The organism is Paraburkholderia sp. BCC1886 (assembly GCF_900996245.1).
Classification (GTDB): Bacteria; Pseudomonadota; Gammaproteobacteria; order Burkholderiales; family Burkholderiaceae; genus Paraburkholderia.
Map to the genome: position 1 here is coordinate 120,024 of NZ_CAAJGK010000096.1, position 26,586 is coordinate 146,609.

The following is a 26,586-nucleotide window of genomic DNA, read 5'->3' on the forward strand; positions in this document are numbered from 1 at the left end:
TCGGACCGGTCTGAAGACCGGTGTGCCACGATTCTATAGTCGAAGCGGGCCGCCGTCAGCCGCTATTGCGCCGCATTCAGCTTGCGCCACAGCGTGGTTTTGCTGATCCCGAGCGCCTCGCAGACCGCGTCGCGGTCGCCGCCATGCGCGGCGAGGGCGGCGCGGATTTCATCCGCCTCGCCGTGGCGGCTCCTCTGACGCAACGTCAACGCGGCTTTGTCTTTCTTCGCGCGTCCGGCATGCTCGACTATTTCCGGCGCGACGATGCGCAACATGTCGCGCGACAACGCGGGCCCGGCTGCGGCGTCGCCCGGCAAACCGATCGCGTCGGGCAGGTCCGCGAGTTCCACCGCGATCCGTTCGATCACGTTCTGCAACTCCCTCACGTTGCCGGGCCACGCGTAACGTTTCAACGGCTCGTCGAGTTCACGCAGAATCCGCCGCGCGGCTTCCGCATCCGGCACCTGCGCGGCCAGGCGCGGTTCGCGTGTGGCCGCCTGCAACAGCAACTCGGCTGCCAGCGGCAGCAGGTCGCTCGAACGCTCGCGCAGCGGCGGCAGCGCGATGCTCAGAATATTCAGCCGATAGTAGAGGTCGGCGCGAAAACGCCCGGCCTCGATGCCCTCGGTCAGCGCGCGATGCGTGGCCGCGACCACGCGAATATCGACCCGCGTCGGCTCCGTCGAGCCGAGCCGGACCACTTCGCGCTCCTGCAGTACGCGCAGCAAACGGCTCTGCAAGGACAAAGGCATTTCGCCTATTTCATCGAGAAACAGCGTGCCGCGATGCGCGACTTCGATCAGTCCCGCCTTGCCGCCTTTGCGCGCGCCGGTGAACGCGCCTTCCTCGTAGCCGAACAGTTCGCTTTCCAGCAACGCTTCTGGAAACGCGCCGCAGTTGATCGCGACGAACGCGAAGTCGCGCCGCGCGCTCAACTGATGCATGCTCTGCGCGACCATTTCCTTGCCGGTGCCGCTTTCGCCGAGCACCAGCACGGTGGCGTCCGAGCGCGCATAACGCTGTACCAGCATGCGCACCCGTTCGATCGCAGCGGACGCGCCGACGATGTCGGCGAGCCGGTAACGCGCGGTGAACTGCTGCACGCGTTGTCGCGAACGCAGCGTGCGGTCGAGCCGTTCGACCGCACGCGACTCCTGGAACGTGAGCACGGTGCCCGCCGCAGCGCCGCCATCGGCGAGCGGCCCGCGATGCACGACGTAGCTCGCGCCGCGTACGGTGCACAGGCTGTCGCCGTCGGAGTCGGGCAGGCTGCCGGCGAGATCGGGCGCGAGCTCGAGCAGCCCGCGTCCTACCGCCTGCGCGGCGTCGATGCCGAGTACGCCGGCAAGGCGCTGATTCATCACTTCGACACGGCCGCGTGCGTCGAGCGCGACCACACCGTCACGCAGATGCTGCAGCAGGTTGTCGAGCCGCTGCCGGCGCAGCGTTTCGCTGCGGGTCGCCTGCGCGACTTCGAGCGCGGTTTCGAAGGCGGCGCGCACGGAGGCGCGCGAGTACAGAAACACCGCGCCCATGCCGGCGTTCGCGGCGAGATCGGTGACGAGGCCGGGGCCGGCGACGACGTCGATGCCGCGATCGCTCAGATCGAGCACCACGCTCTCGGCGTCCTGAGCCGACTGGTACGACGCGAAGGTCACGTCGAGCCCATAAGCGGCGATGAACCGGCGCACTTCGTCGGGCGTGTCGCCATGCGTGACGAGCGCGACGCGCTCGCCGTCCCGGCGCGCACGCGCGAGCGCATGCATGACGTCGTAACCGGTCGGGTTGATCCGTACGACCGGCACGGCGGCGCGGGTCTTCAGATACGCACCGTTCGAGCCGCCGGCGATCACGACGTCCGGACGGCCGGCGCCTGCGACGTCGAGTTCGTGCACGGCGTCTTCGAAACCGTGCGAGACGATGCGCAGGTCCGCACGGTCCACATACTCGCCGGCGATATCGAAAAACAGATCGCGCAAGCGGCTGATACTCAGCGCCCAGATACGCGGGCGATGGCCGGGTTCGATCAGCGGTGGGCTCATGGGCGGCTCGCGGACGCGGAAAAGCCGCTATTATGCGCTGAACCATTTCCTATCTGAAATGAGTCTTTCATTTCTGAAATGAAAGTGCGCTTGCACCTGCAAGCAGTCTTGCGTTAAATCAGGGACTTAGATTTCACTGCCGCGCCTGGCCCAATCTTTGCAAATCAGGGCTCGGTTAAAAAACACCCCCATGCATCTGGAGACGAGTCATGAGCGAAGCCGACAACAGCACGCCGAACGCAGGCGCATTCAAACCGAAAAAATCCGTCGCGCTGTCCGGCGTGACCGCCGGTAACACGGCGCTGTGCACGGTCGGCAAGACCGGCAACGATTTGCACTATCGCGGCTACGACATTCTCGACATTGCCGGCGCGTGCGAATTCGAAGAAATCGCGTATCTGCTGGTTCACGAGAAGCTGCCCACCCAGGCCGAACTCACGGCCTACAAGAAGAAGCTCAAAGGTCTGCGCGGACTGCCCGCCAACGTCAAGGCCGCACTCGAATGGATTCCCGCCGCCGCCCATCCGATGGACGTGATGCGTACCGGCGTGTCCGTGCTCGGCACGGTGCTGCCCGAAAAAGACGATCACAACCTGCCGGGCGCGCGCGAAATCGCCGACAAGCTGATGGCGTCGCTCGGTTCGATGCTGCTGTACTGGTATCACTACTCGCATAACGGCAAGCGCATCGAAGTGGAAACCGACGACGATTCGATTGGCGGCCATTTCCTGCATCTGCTGCACGGCGTGGAGCCGTCGAAGTCGTGGGTCGATGCGATGCACGTGTCGCTGAACCTGTACGCCGAACACGAGTTCAACGCGTCGACCTTTACGGGCCGCGTGATCGCCGGGACGGGATCGGACATCTATTCGGCAATCACCGGAGCGATCGGTGCGCTGCGCGGTCCCAAGCATGGGGGCGCCAACGAAGTCGCGTTCGACATCCAGTCGCGCTATCAGAACGCGGATCAGGCCGAAGCGGACATTCGCCAACGCGTGGAGAACAAGGAAGTGGTGATCGGTTTCGGCCACCCGGTGTACACGATTTCGGACCCGCGCAACAAGGTCATCAAGGACATCGCGAAGAAGCTCTCGAAGGAAGCGGGCGATACGAAGCTGTTCAGCATCGCCGAGCGGCTGGAGTCGGTCATGTGGGAAGCGAAGAAGATGTTCCCGAATCTGGACTGGTTCAGCGCGGTGTCGTATCACATGATGGGCGTGCCGACGGCAATGTTCACGCCGCTCTTCGTGATTGCCCGCACGGCAGGATGGAGCGCGCACATCATCGAGCAGCGCATCGACAACAAGATCATCCGTCCGAGCGCGAACTACACGGGGCCGGACAACCAGAAGTACGTGCCGATCGGCAAGCGCCAGTAAAACGAACCTAAGCGCGACCGCGGCACGCCCGCGGTCGCCGCGCCCAGCCTGTCACGTCCCCCACCTTATCGAAGCCGGTCCCCAAGCCATGAACACTGCATTCCGCAAACGCCTTCCCGGCACCCAGCTGGATTACTTCGACACGCGCGAAGCGGTCGAAGCGATCCAGCCCGGCGCTTACGACAAGCTGCCGTACACCTCGCGCGTGCTCGCCGAAAATCTCGTGCGGCGCTGCGATCCGGCGACGCTCACCGCATCGCTTTCGCAGATCATCGAACGCAAGCGCGAGCTGGACTTCCCGTGGTTTCCGGCGCGCGTGGTGTGTCATGACATTCTTGGTCAAACCGCACTGGTCGATCTCGCGGGTCTGCGCGACGCGATCGCCGCGCAAGGCGGCGACCCGGCCAAGGTGAACCCGGTGGTGCCCACGCAACTGGTGGTGGACCATTCGCTGGCCGTCGAGTGCGGCGGTTTCGACCCGGACGCATTCGACAAGAACCGCGCGATCGAAGATCGTCGCAACGAAGACCGTTTCGACTTCATCAACTGGACCAAGCGCGCATTCAAGAACGTCGACGTGATTCCGCCGGGCAACGGCATCCTGCATCAGATCAATCTCGAACGCATGAGCCCGGTCGTGCAGGTGAAAGACGGCGTGGCGTTTCCCGACACGCTGGTCGGCACCGACTCGCATACGCCGATGGTGGATGCGCTCGGCGTGATTGCGATCGGCGTGGGCGGGCTGGAAGCGGAAAGCGTGATGCTAGGCCGCGCATCGTATATGCGGCTGCCGGATATCGTCGGCGTGGAGCTGACGGGCAAGCCGGGCGAGGGCATTACCGCGACCGACGTCGTGCTGTCGCTGACCGAGTTCCTGCGCAAAGAGAAAGTCGTGGGCGCGTATCTGGAGTTCTACGGTCCGGGCACCTCGCGTCTGACGCTCGGCGACCGCGCAACCATCGCCAACATGGCGCCCGAATTCGGCGCGACCGCCGCGATGTTCTCTATCGACGAGCAGACTATCAAATACCTCAAGCTCACGGGTCGCGACGACGAACTCGTGAAGCTCGTCGAGACGTATGCGAAAGCGACCGGCCTGTGGTCCGCGTCGCTCGAGCACGCCGAGTACGAACGCGTGCTGACGTTCGATCTGTCGAGCGTCGTGCGCACGCTGGCGGGTCCGTCCAATCCGCATCGCCGTTTGCCGGTGTCGGAACTGGCGGCGCGCGGCATCAGCGGCAAGGTGGAGAACGAGCCGGGTTTGATGCCGGACGGCGCGGTCATCATCGCGGCCATTACGAGCTGTACGAACACCAACAATCCGCGCAACATGATTGCCGCCGGCCTGCTGGCGCGTAACGCGAATCGTCGCGGACTCACGCGCAAACCGTGGGCGAAGACTTCGCTCGCGCCAGGCTCGAAGGCGGTCACGCTGTATCTGGAAGAAGCCGGCCTGTTGCCGGAACTGGAGCAACTGGGCTTCGGCGTGGTCGCGTATGCGTGTACGTCGTGCAACGGCATGTCGGGCGCACTGGACCCGGTCATCCAGAAAGAAATCGTCGAGCGCGATCTGTATGCGACGGCCGTGCTGTCCGGCAACCGCAATTTCGACGGGCGCATTCACCCGTACGCGAAGCAGGCGTTTCTGGCGTCGCCGCCGCTGGTGGTGGCGTATGCGATTGCCGGCACGATCCGCTTCGACATCGAGAAGGACGTGCTGGGTATCGACGCCGACGGTCACGCCGTCACGCTGAAAGACATCTGGCCGACCGACGAGGAAATCGACGCGATCGTCGAATCGAGCGTGAAGCCGGAGCAGTTCCGCAAGGTCTACGAGCCGATGTTCGCGGTGTCCGTGGATACCGGCGCACCCGCGAGCCCGCTGTACGACTGGCGGCCGATGAGCACATATATCCGCCGCCCGCCCTATTGGGAAGGCGCGCTCGCCGGTGAACGCACGCTCGCGGGTATGCGTGCGCTGGCCGTGCTCGGCGACAACATCACGACCGACCATCTGTCGCCGTCCAACGCGATTCTGCTGGACAGCGCATCGGGCGAATACCTCGCAAAAATGGGCCTGCCGGAAGAGGATTTCAATTCCTACGCGACCCATCGCGGCGATCACCTCACGGCCCAGCGCGCGACCTTCGCGAACCCGACGCTGAAGAACGAGATGGTGCTCGAAGACGGCAAGGTGAAGGCGGGGTCGCTGGCCCGTATCGAACCCGAGGGCAAGGTCACGCGCATGTGGGAGGCAATCGAAACCTACATGGCGCGCAAGCAGCCGCTGATCGTGATCGCGGGCGCGGATTACGGCCAGGGCTCGTCGCGCGACTGGGCGGCCAAAGGCGTGCGGCTGGCCGGCGCGGAAGCGATCGTCGCCGAAGGTTTCGAGCGGATTCACCGCACGAATCTGGTCGGCATGGGCGTGTTGCCGCTGGAGTTCAAACCGGGCGTGAACCGGCTGACGCTCGGCATCGACGGTAGCGAAACCTTCGACGTGATCGGCGAGCGCAAGCCGCGCACGGACCTCACGCTGGTAATTCATCGCAAGAACGGCGAGCGCGTGGACGTGCCAGTGACCTGCCGTCTCGACACCGCCGAAGAACTGTCGATTTACGAAGCCGGCGGCGTATTGCAGCGCTTCGCGCAGGATTTTCTGGAGTCGACCCAGGCGGCCGCCTGAGTTCCTACGGCAATTCAGGTCTTCACGCTATTTCACCAGGACACGTCATCATGGCTCACCTTCCTCAAATCAAGATCCCGGCCACCTACATGCGCGGCGGCACCAGCAAAGGCGTGTTCTTTCGCCTGCAGGATTTGCCCGAGGCTGCGCAGGTGCCGGGCGCGGCGCGCGATGCCTTGCTGATGCGCGTGATCGGCAGCCCGGACCCGTACGGCAAGCAGATCGACGGCATGGGCGCGGCGACGTCGAGCACCAGCAAGACGGTCATCATTTCGAAGAGCAGCAAGCCGGACCACGACGTCGACTATCTGTTCGGACAGGTCGCCATCGACAAGGCCTTCGTCGACTGGAGCGGCAACTGCGGCAATCTCTCGGCGGCGGTCGGGCCGTTCGCGATCAGCGCGGGTCTGGTCGATCCCAGCCGCGTGCCGCAGAACGGTATCGCGGTGGTGCGCATCTGGCAGGCGAATATCGGCAAGACGATCATCGGCCATGTGCCGATGACCGACGGCGCGGTGCAGGAAACCGGCGACTTCGAACTGGACGGCGTGACCTTCCCCGCCGCCGAAGTGCAACTCGAGTTCATGAACCCCGCCGCCGATGAAGAAGGCGCGGGCGGCGCGATGTTCCCCACCGGCAATCTGGTGGACGACCTGGAAGTGCCGGGCGTGGGCACGCTCAAGGCGACCATGATCAACGCCGGCATTCCGACGATCTTCGTGGATGCGGAAGCGATCGGCTACAAGGGCACCGAGTTGCAGGACGCCATCAATAGCGACGAAAAAGCGCTCGCGAAGTTCGAGACGATTCGCGCTCACGGCGCGTTGCGCATGGGCCTCATCCAGCATCTCGACGAAATCGCCACGCGCCAGCACACGCCGAAGGTGGCGTTCGTCGCGAAGCCGGCCGACTATGTCGCGTCGAGCGGCAAAGAGGTCGGCCAGGGCGACGTCGATCTGCTGGTGCGCGCGATGTCGATGGGCAAGCTGCATCACGCGATGATGGGCACGGCGGCCGTGGCTATCGGCACGGCGGCGGCCATTTCCGGCACGCTGGTGAATCTGGCGGCCGGGGGCGGCGCACGCGAAGCGGTGCGTTTCGGGCATCCGTCCGGCACGTTGCGGGTCGGCGCCGAAGCGCGCGAGGAGGGCAGCGAGTGGGTCGTCACCAAGGCGATCATGAGCCGCAGCGCGCGCGTGTTGATGGAGGGCTGGGTGCGCGTGCCGCAAGCGTGAAGCGCGGTCTCCGCGCAGGCTCACTGCTAGAATGACGGCCCTTTAGTGAAGCTTTACGCGGAGACGCACATGTCCTGGTTCATCTACGAAGTCCCCGAATACAACGAAGACGGGGCACGCATCGAGCCGTTTACCGACCTGCGTAACCGCGTGCTGAAAGTCAGCGGCCAGGCGATGGTCGACGAACTGGACAGCGTGCGCGAGAACGCCACGAAAACCGCCGACGTGCCGGCGCATCCGCTACAAGGCGGCGACAATCCGCACGTCTTTCCGATTCCGTACGCAGACTCGATGATCCTGGTCGGATTCATTTTCGAACTGAAACGCGAGGGACGGCAACTGGTGGTCTCGCCGGTCGAGATGCCCTGGTTGAAAGAGGCTTAACGTTCGCAGGAGGGCACGCTTTGCACTAACCGCGGCCATGCTTCGAGCCAGCCGCGGGCGTGGCCGACACCGGCGATGCTGCGCGCCTGCGCGCAATGCCCGCCTTCGGCCGCGATGAAGCGTTGCGCAACATCCGGCGGCACGACGGTATCGTCGCCGCCGCTAAAATGAATCTGCGGGATGGCCGCGACGCGCGTCGCGACGTCGATAGCGTTATCCGATTCCGGCATCGCCGATACGCCGTGCAGGCGGTTCACGTATTCGTCGTCGAGATTGCCTGCCACCGTGCGCAGCGATGCAATGTCGCTGCGTTGCGCGGCCACCAGTACCGCCAACGCTGCACCTCCGGAATAACCCACCAGATTCATCTGTTGCCCCGGCACGCGCGCGGCGATCGAGTCGAGCGCCTGGTTCAGCGACTGCACCACCTCTGGCGCGAAACGTTTGCCGGTCCAGTAAGGCACGCCGCAGGACGGGTTCGATGCCGTCGCGGTGAACTGACACGGCCGCGCCAGATAGACCACATTCGGCCCGGGATCGAGAGCGGCCAGTTCCAAACCGGTCGCTGTGTGCGGCGTCGGATCGCGCGAAGGCTGGTAGCGCGAAATCCACGCGAGGCCGTCGCCTTCGATATAGACGGTGAGCGGTTGATCTGGTTTCGTGATGCGAGAGAAAGCGGTCAGCTTGAAGCGGTCGGTTGCAATCGCTTCACGCTGCATCGCCGCAGCTTTCGCCACCGCGTCGGCGTGCACGTTGGGATCGAATGCGGCGCAAGCCGTCAGACTTAGCCAGAGCGCACTGCCTAAGACCCATAACTTGCGCACGCTTGCGACCCGAGATCAGAACAACTGACGCAAGCGCACCGAGCCGGTCTGCGAAACGAAGTGCGAACCGGCCTGCACTTCATAGCGTGCGCTGAGGCTGAGATTGTTCGCACGCAGCAGGGTCACGCCGAGTTGCAGGTCCGCGAGATCGGACACCGGCGTCGCCCCCACCGTGGTGAACGCGGACGAGCCGGTCGGATCGGCGGCATAGCTTGCGCCGGTGGTCGCACGCGAGTGATCGTACTCATGCGTCCACTGCACCTGCACGAACGGAATCAGATCGCCGTAACGGCTGGTGAAACCTTTCTCCAGTTTCACGCCTGCGTTGCTGCGCACCGAGGTCGTGTGCGATCCATCCACCGCCAGCGCGGCGCCGTTGCCGCCGTTCTCGGTGTACGAGCCTTGATGCAGATAGCTGTACGCGAGACTCGCGAGCGGCGTGACCGTCAGACCGCCGAGCGCGAGCGGATAACCGAATTCGGCACTCGCCACGTATTGCTGACCGTTGAACTGAGCGTTCGCGTCGCCGGCAAAGCCCGTGAAATTCACCTCACGGGTCGTGTCGTAGCGTTGCAGCACGGCGCCCGCCGCGAGGTTCACGTACCACGGTTGGCCCGTATAGCTCGCGTAGCCGATCAGGCCGTAGCCGTTCACGCGCGTCGTGTCGCCCGCGCTGTTGTCGGTGTTGTTCACCGCCGTATTGGTGTAGCTGAATACGCCGCCCGCGCGCCAGTTGTCGCTCACCGCACGATCCACGCCGACCAGCAGGCCGGCATAGTTCGCGCTGTAACCGTCCACGCCGTCGACGGCGCCCTGACCCGCGTGACCGCCGAATGCCTGGCCCCAGACACCATTGGCCGGCGCCGCTTCGCCGGTGGCGATGCCGCTGCCTGCGTTGTTGCCTACGCCGCTGCCTGCGCCGTTGCCTACGCCGTCGGCTTGCGCGAGTCGCAGGCTGTCGGCGTGCGCGGACACCACACCGATCGTCGCCAGCGTCGACGCACTGGCCGCACGGCTGATCGAAGCCTGATTCGCCGGCCCGAGTTGCGCGCCCGCGCGCGTCGCGGCCGAACTCGAACCGAGGCTGAGCGCCGCCGCCGCATCGTACAGATTCAGCAGCGCCGGGCTGATGCCCGCATATTTCGCGAGACCGGCGAGCGACGCGTTGGCGTTCGGCGTGCTGGCCAGCGAACTGGCCGGCTGCCCGGCGAGACTCACGACCAGATCGCTGCGCCCATCGTTCGTGACACTCGTACCGAACAGCAGGCCGCTGTAGTCCTGCGCGGAATAGTCGAGCGTGCTGGCGTTGTAGTTGGTGCCGCTGGCCGATGCATCGACCACCACAAAGCGCTGGCCCGGCGCGAACGCATAGCTGCCGGTCTTGACCAGCGACACCGAAGAACCCGCTGCCAATGTCGCGCTGCCGCCCACCACGAGACGGCCGTAGCCGCTATCGCTGCTCGTGCTGCCCGTCGCCACCGCGCCGTTGCCGACGCCGATGCTGAGGCTCGCGTCGGCGCTCTGCGTGTAGTTGCCGGTGACGCTCAGCGTGCCGCCGCCGCTGGCGGGTCGCACCACGCCGTTGTTGACCACGCTGCCGTCGACCGTGCCGTAGCCCGCGAGCGTCGCGCCCGCCGCCACCTGCACGTCGCTCGCAAGCGAAGCCGACGAACCGGCGCTGCTGCCCACCTGCAGCGTGCCGGCGCTCACGGTCGTCGCGCCGGTGTAGGTGTTCGCGCCGTTCAGCACGAGCGTGCCGGTGCCGGTCTTGTCGATACCGAAGCTGCCGCCTGTCTCGCCGATCACGCCGCTTTGCGTCGCCGTATTCGCGCCGTCCACATCGAGCGTCGTGTTGCTGCCGAGTTTCACCGCATTGGCAATGTCGATTCCGTCGAGATAGGTGACAGTCGCGTTGGTCGTGTCGAGCGCGCCGGTGCCGATCGCGCTGCTGTTGCCGAGCACGAGATTGCCGTCCGTGAGCGTGGTCACGCCCGTGTACGTGTTCGCGCCATACAGCGTGACCGTCCCCGCGCCGATCGCGACGCTCGCGAAGTTCGAGATGGTGTCGCCATACGTGAAGCTGTTGCCCGCGCCCGGGATGATGGTGAGCGCGCTGGTGCCCGTGCCGCCCGACATGCTGCCGTTGATTCTGGCCGTGCCGCCGAGGATCTGCAGGCTGCTGTTGCCGCTGCCGAGATCGACCGCCTTGCCGCTGCTGTCGGCCGTAATGGTGCCGTAGTCGATCACGGTACTGTTCTGCGCGCCGGTGTTAATCGCCGCGGCCGTCGTGCCGCCGCCTTCTATCACGCCGCCCGCGAGGTTGGTGATGGTCAGCGTATAGGCCGTGGCCGCGCCGGTCACCGCGATGCCGGAGTCGCTATCGCCCTTGATGAGCCCGCTGTTGAATACCGTCGTATTGCCGTAGATGCCCTGCACCGGAATCGCGTCGCCGGTGGTCGGATCCTTGTCGAGACCGGCGAGCGTGATGCCGCGGCCGACGCCGGTATTCACCGTGCCGTCGGCATTGGTCGCGGAATTGATGCCTTCGATGGTGCCCGAGTTGACGATGCTGCCGCCGCCTACCGTCACGCCTTCGCTGGTGTCGTCGTACGCATGCAGCGACTTGATCGTGCCGGTATTGGTGAGATTGACGAGACCGTCCACGTCCACGCCGTCGCCGTCGGCGGTCACGCCGTTGCCGGTGATCGTGCCGTTGTTGACGATGGTCACGACTTCCTTGCCGTTGAAGCCGTCGATATTGATGCCCGAGCCGTTGTCGCCCTGAATCGTGCCGCCCAGATTGTTCGTGACGCTCAGCGTGAAAGCGCCGTCGGTGGTCACGTCGGTGTTGCCGCCCGTGATACCGTGCCGCGCGCCTTCGATCAGACCGGTACCCGCGCTCGTCGCCGTACCGGTCGTCGCGTTGACGATCGTCACGCCGCTGTTGGTCTGCAGGTCGATGCCGTCGCTCGAATCGGTGCTGCCGGGGTTGTTGGTCGAGCGGATCGTGCCGTCGTTATAGACGTAGCCGTTGACGCCCGGCCGCACCGCATCGGCCTCGTTGGCCTGAATCAGGCCGGTCGAAAAGTTGTACAGCACGTTGCTGCCGGTGGTGATCGCGTTGAAGTCGATCGCCTGTGAGCCACCGGCCGATGCGTTGAGCGACGTCAGCGTGCCGTAGTTGTAGAACGTGACGTTGCTATTCGCCTCGTTCATCTGGATCACGTCGGCGTCCGCGGTCTGGATAGTCGCGCCCGCGTTGTTCGTCACCGTGACGGTGAGGCCGCCGGTATTGTCGCGAATTGCGCGGCCGGTGCCGGTCTGCGTGATCGTGCCGCTGTTCGTGATGGTCGAATTGCCCGTCAACGTAATCGCCACCGTGCTGCCCGATACCGCCAGCGTGCCGCCGGCGTCGACCGTGCCCGTCGTGCCGCCCGTGCCCAGCGATTGCGCCGTGGTGCTGGTGCTGCCCGCGGACACCTCGAACGACGCGTTGGTGGGCGTCGACTTCGCCCAGACATGGCCTTGCTCGATGGCGGACAGTGCGCCGAGCACGGCAAGGATGATCTGTTTCTTTTGCATGGATGGTCCGAACGCGTGGTTGAATCTTTTATTTCACGCTTGCAAGCGCGCGACGATGCGGACCAATGACGGGCGCATCAAATGGGCGAGGATTCTGGCGCGTGTCGATGACATGACCGTGACAGCCCCGTGAGGATCGACGCGGGTCGCGGCCTTCCTCTCGCGCGTCGTGCGATTACATTTGTTTGACGTGGCGGCTTGCTTTGAATCAGCCTGTCATCACGCCGACAACTCCCCGTAACTTGTGCGAATCGGCCTCCTGTTACGTTTTAAAATTTCGTAACGATGCGCGATCGAGCGAAAGTTTTCGCGGCCTTTCGCGTAATTCAAAGCGCCAAAGCGTGACCTACACTGCGTGCCTGGTTTCACTCAGGAAGGCTCTATGGCACCGCGACCACCGCTGTCGATCGATTCCATTCGTGGTTTCGAATTAACGGGCGACGGCCAGTACTTGATGCTGAATACCAATCAGCCGTCCAGCATTGCGCTGCACTGCTCCGTCATGCAGGAACTGCTGGCGGCGCTGGCTAATGCGATCGGCGTATCGCAGCGTATTCGCAGCAAGAAGAAGAGCGTGAAGTTCGCGATGCCATGCGAAGCATGGGAAGTGGGCGGCGAGCGCAGCGCGTCGACCCATCTGATCCTCACCTTTCGCGTGCCCGGCGGCGCGGAACTGTCGTTCCGCGTGCCGCGCACCCAGGCGGTCCACCTGACCGAGGTGCTCGCGCTCGCGAGCGGCGCTGCCGTGGTCGGCGATCTTTCCGACGTGACGATGCAATAGCACGATGCGGTAACCACTCACGTCTCACTTATCCGCGCGTCGGGAATCAGGATGACAGGTGCATCCCGATGGCGATCTGCACGTCGTAACTTCATCATTTGGCTTGCCTGCATGACCGTTCAAACAACCTCCGCACGCTGTAGCAGGGTGATGGCCCTCGCCGGCTTTCTGGTGTCCGCCGTGTCCGCTCACGCGAGCGAACCCGTCGTGGTCCGCGATATCAAACTCGAAGGGCTGCAGCGCATCGAACCCGGCACGGTGTTCGCGTATCTGCCCATCAAGGTCGGCGACACGCTGACCGACGACAAGGCCTCCGACGCGATTCGCGCGCTGTACGCCACCGGTTTTTTCAACGACGTGAAGATTGCCGCCGACGGCAACGTGCTGATCGTTCAGTTGCAGGAACGCGCAGCCATCGGCACGATCGATTTCTCCGGCATTCACGAATTCGACAAGGACAACCTGACGAAGGCGCTGAATTCGGTTGGGCTCTCGCAAGGCCACAACTACGACAAGGCGCTGGTCGACAAGGCCGAGCAGGAACTGAAACGCCAGTATCTGACGCGCGGTTATTACGCGGCGGAGGTGACCACTACCATCACGCCGATCGACCGCAACCGGGTCGCCATCCTGTTTGCGGTGGCCGAAGGGCCGAGCGCAAAAATCCGCCAGGTCAATTTCATCGGCAATCATGCAGCGAGCGAAAGCACGCTGCACGACGAGATGGAAATGTCCACGCCGAACTGGTTCTCCTGGTACACGAAGAACGATCTGTATTCGAAGGACAAGCTCACGGGCGATCTCGAACACGTGCGTTCGTATTATCTGAACCGCGGCTATCTCGAGTTCAATATCGAGTCGACCCAGGTGTCGCTGTCGCCGGATCGCAAGGACATGTATCTCACCATCGTGTTGCACGAAGGCGAGCCTTATACGATTTCGGGCATCAAGCTGGCGGGTAATCTGCTCGACCGCCAGGCGGAACTCGAAAAAATCATCCACATCAAGCCGGGCGAACGCTTCTCGGCCGACAAGCTGCAGGCCACCACCAAGGCGCTGGTCGACAAGCTCGGCGAATACGGTTATGCGTTCGCGACCGTCAACGCGCAGCCGCAGATCGACCAGCAACACCATACGGTCGACCTGACCTTGCAGGTCGACCCTAGCCGCCGGGTGTACGTGCGGCGCGTGAATATCGAGGGCAATACGCGCACGCGCGACGAAGTCGTGCGGCGCGAGATGCGCCAGATGGAAAGCTCGTGGTTCGATTCGAACCGGCTCGCGCTGTCGAAGGACCGGGTCAATCGTCTGGGCTATTTCACCGACGTGGACGTCAGCACCGTACCGGTCGAGGGCACGCCCGACCAGGTCGATATCGACGTGAAGGTGACGGAAAAGCCGACCGGCTCGATTTCGCTGGGGCTCGGTTACGGCTCGGGCGAAGGGCCGATTATCTCTGCGGGCGTGTCGCAGGACAACGTGTTCGGCTCCGGCACGAGTCTGTCGGTGAACGTGAACACCGCGACCACGTACCGAACGTTGACGGTCACGCAGGTGGACCCGTACTTCACCGTGGACGGCATCAAGCGGATTACCGACGTGTATTACCGCACGACCGAGCCGCTGTATTACTCGACCGATTCGAGCTTCCGCATTATTACGGCGGGCGCGGACCTGAAATTCGGCGTGCCGTTTTCCGAGTCCGACATGGTGTACTTCGGTCTCGGCTTCGAACAGAACCGGCTCGAAATCGACGCGAACACCCCGCAGTCCTACAAGGACTACGTGACGGATTTCGGGCGCGTGTCGAACAACGTGCCGCTGACCATGGGCTGGTCGCGTGACAATCGCGACAGCGCGCTGGTGCCGAGCCGCGGTTATTACACGCAGGCGAATGCCGAATACGGCTCGCCGCTCGGCGATACGCCGTATTACAAGGCCGATTTACAGGCGCAATACTATTATTCGTTCGCCCGCGGTTTCGTGCTGGGGCTGAACTTCCAGGGCGGTTACGGTAACGGTCTGGACGGCAAGCCTTATCCGATCTTCAAGAACTACTTTGCCGGCGGCATCGGCTCGGTGCGCGGCTATGAACCCAGCTCGCTCGGGCCACGCGACGCCACCACCAACGACCCGGTCGGCGGCTCGCGGATGGTGGTCGGCAATATCGAGTTGACGGTGCCGCTGCCGGGCTCGGGCTACGACCGGACGCTGCGCGTCTTCACGTTCTTCGACGGCGGCAACGTGTGGGGCGCGGAGGGCAACAGCACCGGCGCGAACGGTCTGCGCTACGGTTACGGCGTCGGCCTCGCGTGGATCTCGCCGATCGGGCCGCTCAAGCTGAGCTTCGGTCTGCCGGTCGTCAAACATGCGGGCGATCAGTACCAGAAGTTCCAGTTTCAGATCGGCACGTCGTTCTGATTGCGTTTGCTTCGCGGCGCCTGGCGGCCCCTGTATCATGGCGGCCTGGCGCTCCGGGGCAACGAGCCTGCGCGGGCGCCGCATGCAACCATCGCATGCATCCATTCACGCAGACTCAGAGGAAGCCCGCCATGACGGCCGCCACGCAATTCGATCAGGTATCCATTCTCAAACGCGCCAACGTCTACTTCGACGGCAAGTGTGTGTCGCATACGGTGCTGTTCGCCGACGACACGCGCAAGACGCTCGGCGTGATCCTGCCGGGCGCACTCAACTTCGGCACCGACGCGCCGGAACTGATGGAAGTGCAGGCCGGCCAATGCCGTATCCGTCTGGAAGGCAGCGACGAGTGGAAGACCTACGGCGCGGGCGAATCGTTCTCGGTGCCGGGCAAAAGCCGTTTCGACATCGACGTGGTCGAGACGCTCGATTACATCTGCAGTTATCTGTAATAGCCCGACGGGCGACGCTGGATTTCGCAGTCGTCGCCCCGGGCGCACCCCATGCTGGTCTCCCATTTCTCACTCGACGATGCGATGCGCTCCCGCTCGGTGAGCGAGATCGTGCTGTCGGCCGACCTCGATGTACCGATGCCGCCGCCGCGTTTGCTGGCCGACTGGACGCGCGAGATTGCATCCAATATGAGCCTGGAACCCGGCGACGTCGAAGTGCTGCCGCTGCCGCGCGCGCGGGCTCGCTGGCCGGACTATTCGCGCTGCGTGCAGGCCGTCTCCGACTGGACTGCCGCGCTGGGATTGCCGGGGCTGCTCGCGCAAAGCGACGTCGCGCTGATGGTGTGCCGCGGCGCACGCTATCACCACGACGGCGAGCAATATGGCGGCGCGGCCTTCTGCAATCTGTTCCTGAGCGAGGACAAAGGACTGGACGTGCACTTCGCGTTGGCGAACCGGCGCATGGCATTGAAACGCGGCACGGCGATGATCTTCGATACGTGCCAGCCGCATGCCGTCATTCGCCGCGAGGCCGAGGGTTTCGATGCGGCCGGTTTTCCGCCGGACCACGACCTCGTGCAGATATTCCTGACGTGGGAGTTGTCGCTAGAAGATGCGCGGCTGGTGCGGGCTTTGCAACTGGACTTCGATGTCGCCGATACGCAGACAGTAGAACAGGAGCAGGTCAGATTGAATGGCAGGCCGGTGACCGTGTGCCCAGGCTCTGGCCGCTGGATAGAAGCTACCGCGTAAGCGCTGTCTGCGCGGCGCGCGACGAACTCGAAGCCGCCGGTGAAAACTCCATTCCCCCTTCGGCCTCGCTCCAGCGCACGACCCATTCGGGCAGCGCCGGCGACGCTTCGGTGCTGCCCGACATCTGCATCAATTCCGAGGTGGCCACCAGACCGCCGCTGCGTTTGAGAAAACGCGCCCGCACAACGGCCAGCGCCACCTGCACGCCGGCGCGCACGAAGCCCTGCTCGATGAACACATGCTTTTCGTCCCAACCGATCACGCGCGTATGCACGTCGTAACGGTCGTTGAGTTCGAGCGAGCGATGAAAGCGGATGGTTTCGAGCGTGACGACGGGATACCAGCCGCGCGTTTTCAGTTGTTTCCACAGCCCGCTGCGCATCATCAGATCGATACGCGCGAGATCGAGGATCGTGAAATAGCGGCCGTTATTCATGTGGAACAGCAGGTCGAGGTCGTTGACCCAGACCCGGAACGGCGTGACGCAATTGTCGAGAATCTCCAGCCGGCTACGGCGGCGGCTGGAGACAAGCAGAAGCATTAAACGTAGCAGTAGATTCATGCGAATACCCGTTGATCGCGAATGCGCCGCTCGTGACGGCGCAAACGCGTATGGTAGTCGCACAGATATCGGCCGGGACCGGCCCGCGGCTTAAATCTATAGAGCGTGCCCTCCATGACTTTCCGCGCCCGGTATGTCCCGGCTTTGCGCTAGAACAGTTTGGCCAGCGCCGGCACGCTCAGCACGGCCACGTAATAGCCCATGAACTGCACGCCCGTATTGAACGCAAAGAGCCGCGACAGCAAGCCGCCGAACAGGCCCACGGTGAGAATGACGGCGAGCCCGAGCAACTGTCCCTCCCACACGCTGATCACGACGATAAGCCCCGCGAAGGTCGCGATGATCGCCTCGTGACTCAAACGCCGCGCGACGAACGAAGCCGCCTTGTGCGCGTAGTTCATCGCGAGCGGATAGGCAATCAGCGCAGCGAGCAGCACCGACAGCAGCCCGAAGCCGAGAAACTCCCAGCTCGTCATCAACGTGTGCAGGTTATTGATGTGTCCGGTGGCGGCGTCGACGGAAAAGCGCGGCGGCGCATTGAAGAGCGGCGCGGCCGGGCCGGCGGCCACCGGGCTCAAGGGCAGGCCGAACGCGATCAACGGAATCAGCGCCTCGGCGATATAGGTGGCTTCGGTCACGCCGTTGCGCGCGGCGATGACCGTCGTCAAACGCTGGTACGCGTGCTTCACGCGCGTGCCGACGATCTCGCCCATCACCACGGTCATCGCGACCGGGCTGAACACGAAGGTGGCGCTGGACACGGCGGCGGTGCCGATGGTCCACGCGGCTTGCCGGCGGTCGAGCACACGGAAGGGGTTCGGGAAGTAACCGGTCCAGCCCTTCACGTCGGGCGCGAGAGAAAACGTCGACACGGTGTCCCGGCGCATGCGCCGCCGTTCGACGGGCGACAGGATCGAGAACAGATCGGCGATCAGCGGGCCGATGGCGATGCCCAGAAAATAGCTGACGCTCAGTTTCACACCGTATTTGCCGGTCAATGCCTGCAGGCCGACGATCAACAGCACGAACGGAATCAGCAGCAGCACCGAGGCCCAGCGCCCCGCCGAAAAATACGCAATGCCGATGGCGGCGGCGAGAAACACCCACGGCGCGGCCTTCGAAATCGCCGAACCGAACGGCGCCAGCAGCACGGCGAACAACACCGCCAGCGGCAATGCGACGAAGGCCGCGACGATCGCGCCCGAGGTCATCTTGCGCAGCGCGATATGCGGCACGCCGAGTGCGCGCAGCATCGTGGCCTGCTGGAGCAGCGGCGCAGCCATCGTATCGCCGGGAATGCCGAGTAGCGCGGTCGGAATCGAATGGGTCATGTGCTTGGCGACCGCGCCCGACATGAAGAACGTGAACACGCCGGCGGGCGGCACGCCGAGCAGCGCGACCAGCAGCGTCAGCGGCGCGATGGTGGTGGTCTCGTCGGTGCCGGAGATCAGGCCAATGCCCGCAAAAACGACGGCACCGATCAGCCCCATCGCAAGCGCCACGAGAATCTGGTGAACGAGTGGGCTCATCGGCGTGCTCCGTTCGAAACGGGGTGAACGGTGGCCGCGCTATCGTTCTGCGCATCGGAAGTCAGCGACGCGGCGCGCGTCGCTTCGTAGGAAGCGAACAGGTCGAGCAGACCGAGTTCCTCCATTTCCGCGCGCGCGGCCGGCGACAGATCGTCCGGCGAGCCGAGGCCGCCGGATTCCGTCGCAAGCTGGTCGAGCACGCGCAGGCGCTCGGTTTCGTCGGTGGCGTGTTCGACGACCGTGCGTTTGGGTTTGAACAGGACCGCGCACAGCGCGCCTGCGATCAGACAGCCCGCGAGTCCAACCAGCATCGCGTATGCGCGCGCGATGGCAGGGTCGGCCACCACCGCCGACAACACGCGTTCGCCCGCAAAAAAGGCACCGGTACTGATACCGATGCCGAGTACGACCGACCACGCGAGATGGCCGAGTTCGACCGTGTCGCCCCAGACTTCCGCGTAGCGATGCGACGCGAGTTCGGCGCCGGCCGCGGGTCTCGATCCGCCGATGCCGACGGCTGCGGAATGACCGCGATACTGTTCCATGCTGTCTCCTCCGGATGCCGGAGTTGTTTTAACAGGCGTGCCTCGAAGGCACGGTTTCAGGCCGCGGCCAGGCGCGCAGCACGTGCGATGCGCGCCTGCAACGCGCGCGCCACACGCGAGGACGTGTCCCGTTGCAGAGCCGCCGAGATAAAGCTGCCCGCCTCGGCGAGCGCCGGCAAATCGATACCGGTCTCGATACCGAGTTCGTCGCAGAGATACACGATGTCCTCGGTCGCCACGTTGCCGGTCGCACCGGGCGAGTAAGGACAGCCGCCAATGCCCGAGACCGAACTGTCGAAGATCGCCATACCCGATTGCAAGGCCGCGTAGACGTTTGCCGCTGCCATGCCCCACGTATCGTGGAAATGGCCGGCGAGCGCGGTCAACGGCACCTCGTTTGCACAGGCTTCGATCATCCGGCGAGTTTTCAATGGCGTGCCGGTGCCGATCGTATCGCCGAGGCTGATTTCGTAGCAACCCAGCTGGTGAAGGCGCGCGGTCACGGCCGCGACCTGGGCTGGATCGATCTCGCCTTCGAACGGACAGCCGAGCACGCACGAGACATAACCTCGCACGCGTACGCCGGCCGCGAGCGCTTTCTCGACGACCGGGACGAAGCGCTCGATGCTCTCGGCAATCGAACAGTTGATGTTCTTCTGCGAAAAGCTCTCCGACGCCGCGGCGAACACCGCGACTTCGTCGCAGCGCGCAGCGAGCGCGGCGTCGAGGCCTTTGAGGTTCGGTACCAGCGCGGAGAAAACCACGCCGTCGCGCCGCTCGATACCGGCGAGCACCTGCGCGCCGTCTGCCATCTGCGGGACCCATTTCGGCGAGACGAACGAGGCCGCCTCGATCCACGTGATGCCCGCGTCCATGAGCCGGCGAATCAGCTCGACCTTGATGGCGGTCGGCACGAAGGCGGCTTCGTTCTGCAGGCCGTCGCGCGGGCCGACTTCGACCAGCTTGACCCGCGCGGGAAGCCCCGGACCAGGTTGCGAAAGCATGCCGGTATCAGGCATCGCGCGGACCCGCTAGCAGGGCGATGGCCAGATCGGTCCGCACGTCTTTCGCGGCGACCATCTTCTTCACGACCCAGTCGATGTCGCTGCCCTTCGCGCCCGCCGACATCGCGATGTTGCGGGCATGCAGCGCCATGTGACCGCGCTGGATGCCTTCGGTCGCGAGCGCTCGCAATGCGCCCATGTTCTGCGCGAGACCCACGGCCACTGCGATTTCGCCGAGTTCCTGCGCCGACTTCACGTCCATGATTTTCAGCGCGAGCCGCGCGAGCGGATGGGTTTTGGTGGCGCCGCCGACCAGACCGACCGGCATCGGCATTTCGATCGTGCCGACCAGGTCGCCGTTGGTCGCCTTCTCCCACGTCGTGAGCGACGTGTAGCGGCCGCCGCGGCTCGCATACGCGTGCGCGCCCGCTTCGACGGCGCGCCAGTCGTTGCCCGTCGCGACGATCACCGGGTCGATGCCGTTCATGATCCCTTTGTTATGCGTGGCCGCGCGATACGGATCGACCGCCGCGAACAGATACGCGTCGATCACACCGTCGATCACTTCTTCGCCGGAATACTCCCTGGTCGCGAGCGTCTCGGCCGAATAGCGGACTTGTGCGCGCGCCAGCCGCAGGTCGGCGAGATTCGAAAGAATCCGCAGACGCACCTTGCCGCCCGTGATTTCCTCGATACGCCCGGCAACCGACTCCGCCATCGTATTGACGGTGTTGGCGCCCATCGCGTCGCGCACGTCGACGATCAGGTGAGCGACCACCATCGCGCCGCGCGGCGTATCCGGAAAAACATGCACCTCGACGTCCTGGCAGCCGCCGCCGAGACCGATCAGCACCTTGTCGCGGCTATTCGCGAGTTCGATCAACTCGTCGCGATGTTTGAGAATCGACAGGCGCGCGCCGTACGGATCGGTGACGCCGAGAATCTGCACCTGCGCGCGCATCAGCGGGCCGGTGCTCGAGGTGCGGAAACCGCCGGCGGTGCGCGACAGCTTCGCCATGAACGACGCCGCCGCGACGATCGACGGTTCTTCGACCGCCATCGGCACGATCACGTCCTTCCCGTTGATCTGGAAGTAACCCGCCACCGCCATCGGCAACTCGAACGTGCCGATCACGTTTTCGATCATGCCGTCTGCAATCTCGAGCGGCAGAGCGCCGGGTTTGGCGAGCTGCGCGTGTTCCGCGTCGTCCAGACCGACGGCTTGGCTGAGGAAGTCCAGACGCGCGGCCGGTGACAGTGCGCGGAAATTAGGAAGTGCCGAATCTTTGCTCATTGAAATCGTCCTTGATGTTGCCGGTGTGGCGAACGCTCCATGCCGTAACGGTGGCGTGCGGCGCTCTGTGAATGGACGAATGATAGGGATGGTGTACCCTATTAAAAGGCACAGTTAAGCGCGACAGACAGCTAACTGTACCCATAACAGTGGCGCTATTTTGCGGAGCAACAATCATGAACCGGCGTGGAAAGACTTCCCTGTCTGACTCGATGGCGGACAATCTCGCCAGACAGATCGAAGAAGGCCTGTTACCGGCGGGCAGCAAACTGCCTTCTATTAGGGAATATGCTGAGGCGTCCGGCTGCTCGAAAAACACCGTGATCAGTGCGTTCGACATCCTCACTGCGAATGGATTGATCGAGCCGAGACGCGGCTCGGGGTTTTTCGTGTCGCGTCAGGTGAAGGCGAGCGGTGAAGAAGAAGAGAGCTCGACGCTCAACCGCGCGATGGACATTGTCTGGCTGATGCGCGAACAGCTTCAGGTGAAACCCGACGTGCTGAATCTCGGCGAGGGGTTTCCGCCGGTCGAGTGGCTCGAAGAGACGCGGCTCGATCAGTACCATCAACGGGTGGTGCGCACGGGGGTCGCGTCGCTGTTCCGCTATGGAAGCCGTTATGGCTATCTGCCGTTGCGCCAGTCGTTGCAGCAGAAGCTGGCCGGCTACGAGATCGACGCGAATCCCTCGCAGATCGTGCTGACGCACGGCGCCAACCAGGCGATGGACATCGTGCTGCGGTATTTCGTCAAGCCGGGCGACACCGTGCTGGTCGACGACCCCGGCTACTACCTGCTGTTCGGCAAGCTGAAACTGAGCGGCGCGAATATCGTCGGTGTGCCGCGCGACGTGGACGGACCCAATATCCGCAAACTCGAAGAACTGCTGGGCACGCATCGGCCCAAGCTCTTCTTTACGCAATCGGTCGGACAGAATCCGACCGCGAGCGACACCAGCGCGGCCAAGGCACACCGTATCCTGCAGCTTGCCGAACTGCACGATCTGATCGTCGTCGAAGACGATGCGCTGGCCGATTTGCGGCCACGCTCGTTGACGCGCATTGCGACGCTCGACCAGTTGCGCCGCACGATCTATATCGGCAGCTTCGCGAAGTCGGTGTCGGCGGCGCTGCGGGTCGGTTTTCTGGCCTGCAACGCGGCGCTCGCCAGCGACCTCGCCGACGTGAAGATGCTCACGCACGTGAGCAGTTCCGAGTACTGCGAGCGCACGCTCGATGCCATCGTCAGCGACGGGCATTTTTTGCGGCACACCAATCATCTGCAGGAAAAGCTGCGGCGCGCAACCGATGCCGCCGTCAATGCGCTCACCCGGCTCGGTGCGGATATCTTCAAGGTCAGTGACCAAAGCCTGTATTTGTGGGCGTCCTTGCCCGGTTGGCCCAATTCCATGAAGCTCGCCGAGGCGCTCATCCAGCACGGCGTGATTCTCGCGCCGGGGGCGGTGTTCTCGCCGAAGAGCGATCAGGTTTCGGCTTACTGCCGGTTCAATGTCGCGTATCTGGAAGACAGGCGCTTCGTTAGCGCGTTGAATGCGGTGTCACCGAAATAGTAAGTTAACTTCACAGTTGAACTTCCTACATGCTAGAGTGCGCCCATGAAGAAATCAGCCGTGTCCACCGAACCCGATTTTGCCGACGTGCTGGCGGCCGAGACTCGTTCCGTTATTTCGAAGCTCAAGCGTAATCTGCGGGCGCAGTCGAACGTGGGGGACCTGAGCGCCACGCAAATCGCCGTGATTTTGCGGCTCGAACGCGACGGGCCCGCGACGGCGTCGGACCTCGCGCGGGCCGAGGGCATCCGCGCGCAATCGATGGGCACCGCCATCGCGCCGCTCGAAGCAGCGGGCGCCATTGCCGGCGCGCCCGACCCGCAAGACGGCCGCCGCACCATCCTCTCGCTCACACGAACGGGCCGCGCGCGTCTGAAGCAAGTGCGCGACGCACGTCAGGACTGGATGTCGCGGACCATCCGCGCGCGCCTGTCGGAAGACGAACAACGGCAAGTCGCCGCGGCACTGGCACTGCTCGAACGGCTGGTCGACGATTGACGCTTTTCGCTCGACGAGCGGAAGCGGCCCCGGTTCACACAGGAGGAAACGAGCATGGCAGGGTCTTACGTGGCGTGGTTTTTCGGTGGTGTATTTCTCGCGAACGCAGTGCCGCATTTCGTGAGCGGCGTGCGCGGCGAGCCGTTTCAAAGTCCGTTCGCCAAGCCTCGCGGCGTGGGGCTTTCATCGTCGACCGTGAACGTGGTGTGGGGCTTTTTCAACCTCGTCGTCGGTTATGCGCTGCTGTGCCATGTCGGCGACTTCGATCTGCGCAATACGGTCGATGCAGTCGCACCCGGTCTCGGCATTCTGGCGATCGGGTTGTTCGGTGCGAGGCACTTCGGCCGCTTTCACGGTGGCCGGCTCACGGACTAAGCGAGCAGGAGTGCTCGCGCATTAAGCGCTTTTAGTTCGCCGCGCATTTTCAGGTACCGGCTGTGGGCCGCCGGGGCGCTGGTGTCGATCTAATCGGCGAAACGCGCCTGGTCGAGGTCGGAAATCAACCCCGGTCCCACCGGATGCCAGTTCAGACGCGCCTGGGTCAGTGCGCTGGAGGCGGGCATATCCATCCCGACGAACATTGCCATCCAGCCGAAATGCGCGGGCGCTTCGTCCGGTGCGATCGACACGACCGGAAGTCCGAGCGCCCGACCGAGCGCCTCGGCAATGTCCCGGCTGGCGACGCCTTCTTCGCCCACTGCGTGATAACGGGCGCCGGCTTTGCCGGCTTCTACCGCGAGCCGGTAGAGGCGCGCGACGTCGGACACGTGTCCGGCAGGCCAGCGATTACGGCCTTCGCCGACATAACCGACAACACCCTTTTCGCGCGCGATACCGACGAGCGGCGAAATGAGGCCTTGTTTATAGGGGTTGTGAACCTGCGGCAGCCGCAACACGGACAGATTGATGCCCGATTCGAGCAGGGCATTCCCCGTGATTTCCGACACGATGCGCGGATTGCCGTGACTGGCGTCGAAGTTGTCTTCGCTGGCCGGCTCGCCGGGTTTGCCGCCACCCATGCCCGTGCCCGATGTGATGACGAGCGGCCGGTCCGATCCGGCTAGCGCGGCGCCGAGTGCATTGATCGCGCGCTTGTCTTTTTCGCAGTTCTCGACGAAGCGGGTGAAGTCGTGATCGAACGCGGTGTGAATGACGGCATCGGCCTGCTCCGCGCCACGCTGCAGACTGGCGGGATCTTCGAGCGTGCCGCGATGAACCTCGGCGCCCGCCTTCTCGAGCGCTTGCGCGCCCGCGTCCGAGCGCGTCATGCCCAACACCTGATGACCCGCGGCGATGAGTTCGGGAACGAGCGTCGAGCCGATAAAGCCCGTGGCGCCAGTCAGAAAGATACGCATGATGAAACCTCCTTGTTCGTCAGGCGTTCACTATCGCGGGAGTGGGCAGGCCGGTAAAGTGGGGACGTCTTCATACGAGGATGACTAACAGGATGAGAGGCGGCGCCCCGGCGATGACATCGCATGTAATTGGCGCGCCGCGGCGGTGGCTCTACTCTGGGGTGGTCGCGCTCACCCGCCCGGTGGCGCTCAACCTCAAGGAGGCAACATGTCCCGCTTTCCTGTTCATACGATCGACTCGGCGCCCGCGGCTTCGAAGCCCGCGCTCGAACAACTGCAAAAGACATTCGGCATGATTCCGAACATCGCCGGCACAATGGCAAACTCGCCCGTGCTGCTCAACGGCTTCATCGGCCTGTTCGAACGCGTGCATGCGAGCAGTCTCACCGAACCGCAGATTCAGACCTTACTGTTGACCAATGCCGTGACCAATGCCAGCGAATGGGCAGTCGCGTTTCACAGCGGGCTCGCATTGCAACTGGGCGTGCGTCGTGCCGATGTCGATGCCATTCGCGATCGACGTCTGCCGGAAGACGGCGGGCTCGCCGCGCTGTCGCAACTCGCACGTACGCTGATCGAGCAGCGCGGCAGGCTCGCGCAAGCAGATCAGACGCGTTTCCTCGACGCGGGATTCGAAGCGGCGCAGATACTCGAAGTGATTGCGGTGGTGGCCGCTTCGACGATCACCAACTACACCGGCAGCACGACGCAACCGGAACTCGAAGTTCCGTTCGCGGAGTTTGCGTGGCACGCGCCGGCACGGTGAGCCTTTTTTATTCACACGCTTCGAAGGGGGTAATCCGATGAGTTTCAACCGTGCCGATCCTCTCGTCTCCGCGAGCGTGCCGCCGACCGGTCCCGGCGATCTGCTGCGTTACTGGCGCGACGTGCGAGGCGTGAGTCAGCTCGACCTGTCGCTGGAAGCCGGTGTGTCGCAACGGCAGATCAGCTTTATCGAAAGCGGGCGCAGCGTTCCGGGCCGCCAGACGCTGCTGATACTCGCGCAAACGCTCGACGTGCCGCTGCGCGAGCGCAATGCGCTGCTGCTCGCGGCGGGTTACGCGCCCGTGTATGCCGACGCGCCGTGGAACGCGCAGGAAATGCACGGCGTCGTGCGCGCCCTGGAGCGGGTGATCCGCCAGCACGAGCCGTTTCCTGCAATCGTCATGGACCGCTACTGGAACGTGTTGATGAGCAACGACGCGGCGCCGCGCTTTTTCAACTGCTTCATGGACATGGCGGCGCGCAAAGGTCCGCGAAACATGCTGCATCTGATCTTCGATCCACAAGGGATGCGGCCGTTCGTCGACGACTGGCCGAACGTGTCGCGCAGTCTGTTGCAGCGGGTCTACCGTGAATCGGTCGGCCGCGTGATCGACGGCGGCACGCGGCATCTGCTGGACGAGTTGCTCGCCTATCCTGACGTGCCCGCCGACTGGAAGGAGCCGGCCGTCCCGGCGGCCACGCCGACGATGCCGGTCATTCCGATCGGCTTCATTCACGAGGGCGTGGTGCTGCGCTACTTTTCGATGGTGACGAGCGTCGGGGCACCGCAAACCGTCGCTGCGCAGGAACTGCGCATGGAGTGCATGTTCCCCGCCGACGAGGCGACCGAGGCACATCATCTGAATCTGCTTGCCGGTTGAAGCAGGGCGTTTTCGGAAAACCGCGATAACGGGTTATCGCTTCCTG

21 protein-coding genes and 1 pseudogene are annotated in these 26,586 nt (G+C 64.0%); 13 read left to right on the forward strand and 9 right to left on the reverse strand.

What is annotated here, in order from left to right:
- Window positions 1-62 precede the first annotated feature (62 nt).
- The gene (prpR, locus tag FQ746_RS29060; protein ID WP_144113240.1) at window positions 63-2,042 is read right to left on the reverse strand and encodes a propionate catabolism operon regulatory protein PrpR; all 1,980 of its coding nucleotides are present in this window, start codon (window positions 2,040-2,042) and stop codon (window positions 63-65) included.
- Between the two features lie 209 nt (window positions 2,043-2,251).
- Here prpR and prpC point away from each other — a divergent pair, with 209 nt between their 5' ends.
- From prpC to FQ746_RS29080, 4 genes are all read left to right on the forward strand, one after another.
- The gene (gene prpC, locus FQ746_RS29065) at window positions 2,252-3,421 is read left to right on the forward strand and encodes a 2-methylcitrate synthase (RefSeq protein WP_144113241.1); all 1,170 of its coding nucleotides are present in this window, start codon (window positions 2,252-2,254) and stop codon (window positions 3,419-3,421) included.
- An 88-nt stretch (window positions 3,422-3,509) separates the two neighbouring features.
- Window positions 3,510-6,107, forward strand: a complete 2,598-nt coding sequence (gene acnD / locus FQ746_RS29070; protein ID WP_144113242.1) for a Fe/S-dependent 2-methylisocitrate dehydratase AcnD — start codon at window positions 3,510-3,512, stop codon at window positions 6,105-6,107.
- Window positions 6,108-6,157: 50 nt separating this feature from the next.
- A complete protein-coding gene (prpF, locus tag FQ746_RS29075; RefSeq protein ID WP_144113243.1) occupies window positions 6,158-7,342 on the forward strand; it encodes a 2-methylaconitate cis-trans isomerase PrpF in 1,185 nt (394 codons plus the stop codon).
- Window positions 7,343-7,411: 69 nt separating this feature from the next.
- Window positions 7,412-7,726 (forward strand): helicase, encoded by a 315-nt coding sequence (locus FQ746_RS29080; RefSeq protein ID WP_144113244.1) that lies wholly within the window; start codon window positions 7,412-7,414, stop codon window positions 7,724-7,726.
- On the opposite strand, the gene FQ746_RS29085 is transcribed toward FQ746_RS29080, so the two are convergent.
- Both FQ746_RS29085 and FQ746_RS29090 read right to left on the reverse strand, forming a co-directional pair.
- Entirely contained in the window at window positions 7,723-8,478 is a 756-nt protein-coding gene (locus FQ746_RS29085) for an alpha/beta hydrolase (RefSeq protein ID WP_313955585.1), read from the reverse strand. The two genes, FQ746_RS29080 and FQ746_RS29085, sit on opposite strands and share 4 nt — an antisense overlap.
- 87 nt (window positions 8,479-8,565) lie before the next feature.
- Window positions 8,566-12,132 (reverse strand): autotransporter domain-containing protein, encoded by a 3,567-nt coding sequence (locus FQ746_RS29090; RefSeq protein WP_144113246.1) that lies wholly within the window; start codon window positions 12,130-12,132, stop codon window positions 8,566-8,568.
- A 382-nt stretch (window positions 12,133-12,514) separates the two neighbouring features.
- Between FQ746_RS29090 and FQ746_RS29095 the strand changes: the two genes are divergently transcribed.
- The 4 genes and pseudogenes from FQ746_RS29095 to FQ746_RS29110 all read left to right on the forward strand — a co-directional run bounded on the left by FQ746_RS29095 (window position 12,515) and on the right by FQ746_RS29110 (window position 16,539).
- Complete coding sequence (locus FQ746_RS29095; protein WP_144113247.1) at window positions 12,515-12,913, forward strand: hypothetical protein; 399 nt, start codon at window positions 12,515-12,517, stop codon at window positions 12,911-12,913.
- A gap of 183 nt (window positions 12,914-13,096) precedes the next feature.
- Window positions 13,097-15,334, forward strand: a pseudogene (gene bamA, locus FQ746_RS29100) (outer membrane protein assembly factor BamA); the annotation flags it as partial.
- Between the two features lie 131 nt (window positions 15,335-15,465).
- On the forward strand, window positions 15,466-15,786 hold the full coding sequence (locus FQ746_RS29105; RefSeq protein WP_144113248.1) for a pyrimidine/purine nucleoside phosphorylase: 321 nt from the start codon (window positions 15,466-15,468) through the stop codon (window positions 15,784-15,786).
- A 51-nt stretch (window positions 15,787-15,837) separates the two neighbouring features.
- Window positions 15,838-16,539 carry a hypothetical protein gene (locus FQ746_RS29110; protein WP_144113249.1) on the forward strand — a complete coding sequence of 234 codons (702 nt, stop codon included), beginning with the start codon at window positions 15,838-15,840 and terminating at the stop codon, window positions 16,537-16,539.
- On the opposite strand, the gene FQ746_RS29115 is transcribed toward FQ746_RS29110, so the two are convergent.
- The 5 genes from FQ746_RS29115 to FQ746_RS29135 all read right to left on the reverse strand — a co-directional run bounded on the left by FQ746_RS29115 (window position 16,529) and on the right by FQ746_RS29135 (window position 21,473).
- Window positions 16,529-17,101: a thioesterase family protein gene (locus FQ746_RS29115; RefSeq protein ID WP_144113250.1), complete on the reverse strand. Its 573-nt coding sequence runs from the start codon at window positions 17,099-17,101 to the stop codon at window positions 16,529-16,531. The genes FQ746_RS29110 and FQ746_RS29115 overlap by 11 nt on opposite strands.
- Before the next feature lie 149 nt (window positions 17,102-17,250).
- Entirely contained in the window at window positions 17,251-18,630 is a 1,380-nt protein-coding gene (locus FQ746_RS29120) for a tripartite tricarboxylate transporter permease (protein ID WP_144113251.1), read from the reverse strand.
- Window positions 18,627-19,175: a hypothetical protein gene (locus tag FQ746_RS29125; protein WP_260854202.1), complete on the reverse strand. Its 549-nt coding sequence runs from the start codon at window positions 19,173-19,175 to the stop codon at window positions 18,627-18,629. The genes FQ746_RS29120 and FQ746_RS29125 overlap by 4 nt, the downstream gene beginning before the upstream one ends.
- Before the next feature lie 56 nt (window positions 19,176-19,231).
- Entirely contained in the window at window positions 19,232-20,179 is a 948-nt protein-coding gene (locus tag FQ746_RS29130; RefSeq protein ID WP_144113252.1) for a hydroxymethylglutaryl-CoA lyase, read from the reverse strand.
- Between the two features lie 7 nt (window positions 20,180-20,186).
- On the reverse strand, window positions 20,187-21,473 hold the full coding sequence (locus FQ746_RS29135) for a hydroxymethylglutaryl-CoA reductase, degradative (RefSeq protein WP_144113253.1): 1,287 nt from the start codon (window positions 21,471-21,473) through the stop codon (window positions 20,187-20,189).
- Between the two features lie 176 nt (window positions 21,474-21,649).
- On the opposite strand from FQ746_RS29135, the gene FQ746_RS29140 reads away from it, so the two are divergent.
- Genes FQ746_RS29140 through FQ746_RS29150 form a run of 3 tightly spaced genes read left to right on the forward strand, consistent with a single transcriptional unit; the run spans window position 21,650 to window position 23,914 of the window.
- Window positions 21,650-23,041 (forward strand): PLP-dependent aminotransferase family protein, encoded by a 1,392-nt coding sequence (locus FQ746_RS29140; RefSeq protein ID WP_144113254.1) that lies wholly within the window; start codon window positions 21,650-21,652, stop codon window positions 23,039-23,041.
- A gap of 45 nt (window positions 23,042-23,086) precedes the next feature.
- Window positions 23,087-23,539: a MarR family winged helix-turn-helix transcriptional regulator gene (locus FQ746_RS29145; RefSeq protein ID WP_144113255.1), complete on the forward strand. Its 453-nt coding sequence runs from the start codon at window positions 23,087-23,089 to the stop codon at window positions 23,537-23,539.
- A gap of 54 nt (window positions 23,540-23,593) precedes the next feature.
- Window positions 23,594-23,914, forward strand: coding sequence for a hypothetical protein (locus FQ746_RS29150; RefSeq protein ID WP_144113256.1), 321 nt, complete (start codon window positions 23,594-23,596; stop codon window positions 23,912-23,914).
- Window positions 23,915-24,003: 89 nt separating this feature from the next.
- On the opposite strand, the gene FQ746_RS29155 is transcribed toward FQ746_RS29150, so the two are convergent.
- Window positions 24,004-24,894 (reverse strand): SDR family oxidoreductase, encoded by an 891-nt coding sequence (locus tag FQ746_RS29155; RefSeq protein ID WP_144113257.1) that lies wholly within the window; start codon window positions 24,892-24,894, stop codon window positions 24,004-24,006.
- Between the two features lie 208 nt (window positions 24,895-25,102).
- Here FQ746_RS29155 and FQ746_RS29160 point away from each other — a divergent pair, with 208 nt between their 5' ends.
- Together FQ746_RS29160 and FQ746_RS29165 are read left to right on the forward strand one after the other, a co-directional pair.
- Entirely contained in the window at window positions 25,103-25,660 is a 558-nt protein-coding gene (locus FQ746_RS29160) for a carboxymuconolactone decarboxylase family protein (RefSeq protein ID WP_144113258.1), read from the forward strand.
- Window positions 25,661-25,697: 37 nt separating this feature from the next.
- Complete coding sequence (locus FQ746_RS29165; protein WP_144113259.1) at window positions 25,698-26,540, forward strand: helix-turn-helix transcriptional regulator; 843 nt, start codon at window positions 25,698-25,700, stop codon at window positions 26,538-26,540.
- The last annotated feature ends 46 nt before the right edge of the window (window positions 26,541-26,586 follow it).

Coding starts and splice junctions, on each gene's coding strand:
- prpR (WP_144113240.1), bottom strand. CDS start 2,042: ATGAGCCCACCGCTGATCGAACCCGGCCATCGCCCGCGTATCTGGGCG.
- prpC (WP_144113241.1), top strand. CDS start 2,252: ATGAGCGAAGCCGACAACAGCACGCCGAACGCAGGCGCATTCAAACCG.
- acnD (WP_144113242.1), top strand. CDS start 3,510: ATGAACACTGCATTCCGCAAACGCCTTCCCGGCACCCAGCTGGATTAC.
- prpF (WP_144113243.1), top strand. CDS start 6,158: ATGGCTCACCTTCCTCAAATCAAGATCCCGGCCACCTACATGCGCGGC.
- FQ746_RS29080 (WP_144113244.1), top strand. CDS start 7,412: ATGTCCTGGTTCATCTACGAAGTCCCCGAATACAACGAAGACGGGGCA.
- FQ746_RS29090 (WP_144113246.1), bottom strand. CDS start 12,132: ATGCAAAAGAAACAGATCATCCTTGCCGTGCTCGGCGCACTGTCCGCC.
- FQ746_RS29095 (WP_144113247.1), top strand. CDS start 12,515: ATGGCACCGCGACCACCGCTGTCGATCGATTCCATTCGTGGTTTCGAA.
- FQ746_RS29105 (WP_144113248.1), top strand. CDS start 15,466: ATGACGGCCGCCACGCAATTCGATCAGGTATCCATTCTCAAACGCGCC.
- FQ746_RS29110 (WP_144113249.1), top strand. CDS start 15,838: ATGCTGGTCTCCCATTTCTCACTCGACGATGCGATGCGCTCCCGCTCG.
- FQ746_RS29115 (WP_144113250.1), bottom strand. CDS start 17,101: ATGAATCTACTGCTACGTTTAATGCTTCTGCTTGTCTCCAGCCGCCGC.
- FQ746_RS29120 (WP_144113251.1), bottom strand. CDS start 18,630: ATGAGCCCACTCGTTCACCAGATTCTCGTGGCGCTTGCGATGGGGCTG.
- FQ746_RS29125 (WP_260854202.1), bottom strand. CDS start 19,175: ATGGAACAGTATCGCGGTCATTCCGCAGCCGTCGGCATCGGCGGATCG.
- FQ746_RS29130 (WP_144113252.1), bottom strand. CDS start 20,179: ATGCTTTCGCAACCTGGTCCGGGGCTTCCCGCGCGGGTCAAGCTGGTC.
- FQ746_RS29135 (WP_144113253.1), bottom strand. CDS start 21,473: ATGAGCAAAGATTCGGCACTTCCTAATTTCCGCGCACTGTCACCGGCC.
- FQ746_RS29140 (WP_144113254.1), top strand. CDS start 21,650: ATGAACCGGCGTGGAAAGACTTCCCTGTCTGACTCGATGGCGGACAAT.
- FQ746_RS29145 (WP_144113255.1), top strand. CDS start 23,087: ATGAAGAAATCAGCCGTGTCCACCGAACCCGATTTTGCCGACGTGCTG.
- FQ746_RS29150 (WP_144113256.1), top strand. CDS start 23,594: ATGGCAGGGTCTTACGTGGCGTGGTTTTTCGGTGGTGTATTTCTCGCG.
- FQ746_RS29155 (WP_144113257.1), bottom strand. CDS start 24,894: ATGCGTATCTTTCTGACTGGCGCCACGGGCTTTATCGGCTCGACGCTC.
- FQ746_RS29160 (WP_144113258.1), top strand. CDS start 25,103: ATGTCCCGCTTTCCTGTTCATACGATCGACTCGGCGCCCGCGGCTTCG.
- FQ746_RS29165 (WP_144113259.1), top strand. CDS start 25,698: ATGAGTTTCAACCGTGCCGATCCTCTCGTCTCCGCGAGCGTGCCGCCG.